Below are 4141 nucleotides of genomic sequence, written 5' to 3'. Positions count from 1 at the left end.
CCGGCGGTGGCGCGCGAGCCTGCCGACGCGCCAGGGAAGGGGCGCGAGCGCGGCAAGGCTGCGGCAGCAGCGCCCGTGCAGCCGGCCGCCGAGGCGCGCTATACCGACTGGAGCTTTGGCGAACTGCCGGAACTCATGGAGATCACGCGCGGCAGTCAGTCGCTGGTCGGCTTTCCGGCGCTGATCGACCATGGCGACGCGGTCGCCATCGAGGTGTTTGACGAGCCGGAGCTTGCCGCCGCCCGCCACCGGGCAGGCCTGCGCCGGCTGGTGGCCCTGCAGATTCGCGACGCGCTCAAGTACCTGGAGAAGAACATCCCGGGCCTGACGGCCATGGCGGTGGCCTACATGCCGCTCGGGACGCTGGAGGAATTGCGCGCCCAGGTCATCGAGGTGGCGCTGGAGCGTGCCTTTCTGGCAGATCCCCTGCCCACCAGCGAGGAGCAGTTCCGCCAGAGGATCCAGGAAGGGCGCACCCGGCTGACGCTGATCGCCAACGAGGTCGCCCGCCTGGCGGAGGCCGTCCTGCAGGAATACGCGGCGGTGCAGCGCAAGCTGCGCGACAGCAAGCCGGCGCGCGAGGCGGCTGCCGACATCACGCAGCAGCTGCAGCGGCTGGTGCCCAAGGATTTTCTGGTGGCCACGCCGTGGGGGCAGCTGCAGCACCTGCCGCGCTACCTGAAGGCCATCGTCGTGCGGCTGGACAAGTTGCGCGCCGACCCGGCGCGCGATGCGGCGCGCCTGAAGGAGCTGCAGCCCGTGGAGCAGCGCTGGTGGCGGCTGCTTGCCGAGCGCCGCGGGCAGCAGGATGCGCGCATGTGCGAGTACCGGTGGATGCTCGAGGAGCTGCGCGTGAGCTTTTTTGCGCAGGAGCTGCGCACGCCCTATCCGGTCAGTGCCAAGCGGCTGGACAAGCTCTGGGGGCAGCTGCTGTCCTGAGGACCGAGGCCCGGACCGCTGCGGCGCTCACTGCAGCACCAGCCGGTCGAGCTCCGCGCACACGTCGGCCATCCGCCCGGAGATGAGCAGCCGGCAGCTGCCGTCGCCATGCCGGCGCGAGATCACGCGCACTGGCACGCCGCCCCGCCGCCTCGGGGGCGTGGCAGCGGCCGCCACAGCAATGGAGACCGGCGGGATGACCGTGATCGGGACAGCCGACCCGGGCGGGGCGGGGGGTTGCGCCTCGGCGGGGCGGGAAACCCCTGCCCCGGCCCGGGCCCGGGCGGCGGCAGCCTTGGCCTCGGGCTCGGGCAGGGGGGTGTCGGTGTGCTGTCCATGCACCGTGGCCGCTGGCTGCGCCAGCCGGCGCAGGCGCCGGGCAGCGGCAGTGAAGAACGGCAAAGATTTCCAGGCGAGCAGTGCAAGCGCCATGTGAAGACTCCTCAACGCCCCGGGCGGGGCAGGCCAAGCAAGAACACAGGCAGGATTGCTTTGAGCGGAGCCCAATGAGGCGCCCAACCGCAGGGTTGGCGTGTAGGATTTCCTGGTCCTTGCACGCCAGACGCCCGCCACCTGCGGGTGGGGAAAGCGGGGCAGGCGGGGGCTACATCAGCATGGTGTTGCGAATCAAGCCGACCGCCAGCCCCTCGATCTCGAAGGGTTCGCCCGGCTCGACGCGGATCACCGGGTAGTCGGGGTTTTCAGGCAGCAGCTCGATGGCGTTGCCCGTGCGGCGCAGGCGCTTGACCGTGACCTCGTCGCCCAGCCGGGCCACCACGATCTGGCCGCTGCGCGCCTCGCGCGTGGCCTGCACGGCCAGCAGGTCGCCGTCCATGATGCCGGCGTCGCGCATGGACATGCCGCGCACCTTCAGCAGGTAGTCGGGGCGGTGGGAGAACAGCGAGCCTTCGAGCGTGTAGGTTTGGTCCACATGCTCCTGCGCGAGAATGGGCGAGCCTGCAGCCACCCGGCCGATCAGCGGCAGCGTGAGATGCGACAGGCCGGCGATCGGCAGGTGAAAGTGCGTGCCGCGCGCGGCATTGATGGAGCGCACGGCGTCGCTGCGCAGCCGGATGCCGCGCGAGGTACCGCTGACCAGCTCGATGACGCCCTTGCGGGCCAGGGCCTGCAGGTGTTCCTCGGCGGCATTGGCCGAGCGAAAACCCAGTTCGTTGGCGATTTCCGCGCGGGTGGGTGGCGCGCCGGTGCGCGTGATGGCGGACTGGATCAGGTCCAGGATCTGCTGCTGGCGGGCGGTGAGCTTGGGGCGGTCGGACATGGAAGGCTCCGGTACGGCGTGGCCGGCAGGCCGACCACTGTTTTTTAAACCAGTGACTGTATTTTTAGACAGTTTCGGGAAGGATGCAAGGGTTGTGGCAGGAAAAATCGTGGTACTGGGCACCGGCGGCACCATCGCTGGGACGGCGGCGCAGGCGGGGGCCAACGTCGGCTACACGGCGGGCCAGATCGGCATCGAGGATCTGCTGGCTGCCGTGCCCGCGCTGGCGGGCGCTGCCCGCGGGCCGCTGGTGGCCGAGCAGCTGGCGCAGATCGACAGCAAGGACATGGACTTCGCGCTGTGGGAGCGGCTGGTGGACCGTTGCCTCGTGCACCTGGCAGACCCCGAGGTTCGCGGCCTGGTGATCACCCACGGCACGGACACGCTGGAGGAGACGGCGTGGCTGCTCGCCAGCGTGCTTCCGGCGCAGGACAAGCCGGTGGTGCTGACCTGCGCCATGCGGCCGGCGACGGCGCTCGCGCCCGATGGGCCGCAGAACCTGCTCGATGCGGTGACGGTGGCGGCGCACCCGCAGGCGCGCGGCGTGCTGGCGGTGGCCGACGGCAGCGTGCATGGGGCGCGCGAGGTGGCCAAGCTCCACCCGCTGCGCCTCGATGCCCTGCATTCGGCCGATGCGGGGCCGCTGGGCAGTATCGAAGCCGGCGAGCTGCGCTGGGCGCACGGCCGCGCGCGGGAGCCGATGGCCCCCGCCCACGCGGCGCTGGCCGCACGGCTCGGCAGCCTGGCCTGGCCGCGCGTGGCGATCGTGATGAGCCATGCGGGGGCGGACGCCACGGTGGTGGACGCGCTGCTCGCCGCGGGGGTGCAGGGGATCGTGGCGGCCGCCACCGGCAACGGAACGCTGCACCAGGCGCTGGAGGCAGGGCTCGAGCGGGCGGTGGCGGGCGGCGTGGCGGTGCGCGTGGCCTCGCGCTGCCCGCTGGGCCGGATGCGCGCCGAACCGGGGGCGCGCTGGAGCTATGCCGAGGGGTTGTCGCCCGTGAAGGCGCGCATTGGGCTGATGCTGGATCTCATGGCGCAGCGCGCCGTGGCGCGTGGCTGCTGAAACGACGACGCCCCGCAGGGCGGGGCGTCGCGCACGCGCAGCAAGGCGCGCCGCTCAGCTCGTGAGCGCCGCCAGGGCGCGCTCGGTGATCTCCTCGACGCTGCCGATGCCGCTGATGGCGCGGTACTTGGGGGCGCCGGCCGGGTCGGCCTTGGCCCATTCGGAGTAGTAGTCCACCAGCGGGCGCGTCTGCTGGCTGTAGACCTCGAGCCGCTTCTTCACGGTCTCTTCCTTGTCGTCGTCGCGCTGCACCAGCGGCTCGCCCGTCACGTCATCCACGCCCTCGACCTTCGGGGGATTGAACTTGAGGTGGTAGGTGCGGCCGGAGGCGGGGTGCGAGCGGCGCCCGCTCATGCGCTCGATGATGGCCTCGAAGGGCACGTCGATCTCCAGCACGTAGTCGAGCTTGACGCCCGCCTGCTTGAGCGCCTCGGCCTGGGGGATGGTGCGCGGGAAACCGTCGAAGAGGAAGCCCTCGGCGCAGTCGGGCTCGGCGATGCGCTCCTTGACCAAGTTGATGATCAGGTCGTCGCTCACCAGCTGCCCGGCGTCCATCACGGCCTTGGCCTGCAGGCCCAGCGGGGTGCCGGCCTTCACGGCGGCGCGCAGCATGTCGCCGGTGGAGATCTGGGGGATGCCGAACTTCTGGCAGATGAATGCAGCCTGGGTGCCCTTTCCGGCGCCTGGGGCGCCCAGCAGGATCAGTCTCATGGAGGTACCTCTCGGTTTTTATGAATCCGTGGCGCGGGCGTCCAGTCCGTGGCCGGAGGGCGCCGCGCAAATGGCGGGCGAGAATAACACGCGCTCCCTGCGCCTTGCTGACGCCGCGGCGACCGCGGCAAGCTCAGGCGGCCGCG

General features: G+C 71.2%; 5 protein-coding genes. 2 read left to right on the top strand and 3 right to left on the bottom strand.

All coding sequences use genetic code 11. The annotated features are described in order from the left end of the window. On the top strand, window positions 1-939 hold a 939-nt coding region (locus tag A612_RS11455; RefSeq protein WP_019374618.1), incomplete at its 5' end, for a DUF3418 domain-containing protein. 27 nt (window positions 940-966) lie between these two features. On the opposite strand, the gene A612_RS16110 is transcribed toward A612_RS11455, so the two are convergent. Continuing rightward, entirely contained in the window at window positions 967-1371 is a 405-nt protein-coding gene (locus tag A612_RS16110) for a hypothetical protein (RefSeq protein ID WP_019374617.1), read from the bottom strand. Between the two features lie 172 nt (window positions 1372-1543). Beyond that, entirely contained in the window at window positions 1544-2218 is a 675-nt protein-coding gene (gene lexA / locus A612_RS11445; protein ID WP_040436705.1) for a transcriptional repressor LexA, read from the bottom strand. A gap of 94 nt (window positions 2219-2312) precedes the next feature. On the opposite strand from lexA, the gene A612_RS11440 reads away from it, so the two are divergent. Further along, complete coding sequence (locus A612_RS11440; protein WP_040436704.1) at window positions 2313-3284, top strand: asparaginase; 972 nt, start codon at window positions 2313-2315, stop codon at window positions 3282-3284. 54 nt (window positions 3285-3338) lie between these two features. Here A612_RS11440 and adk read toward each other — a convergent pair whose 3' ends face one another. Continuing rightward, on the bottom strand, window positions 3339-3995 hold the full coding sequence (adk, locus tag A612_RS11435; protein ID WP_019374615.1) for an adenylate kinase: 657 nt from the start codon (window positions 3993-3995) through the stop codon (window positions 3339-3341). Between the last annotated feature and the right edge of the window lie 146 nt (window positions 3996-4141).

Origin of the sequence: Melaminivora alkalimesophila (genome assembly GCF_000282995.1) — a bacterium.
Classification (GTDB): domain Bacteria; phylum Pseudomonadota; class Gammaproteobacteria; order Burkholderiales; family Burkholderiaceae_C; genus Melaminivora; species Melaminivora alkalimesophila.
The sequence above is the reverse complement of the archived record's forward strand: the minus strand, read 5'-3'. Positions and strand labels throughout refer to the sequence as shown.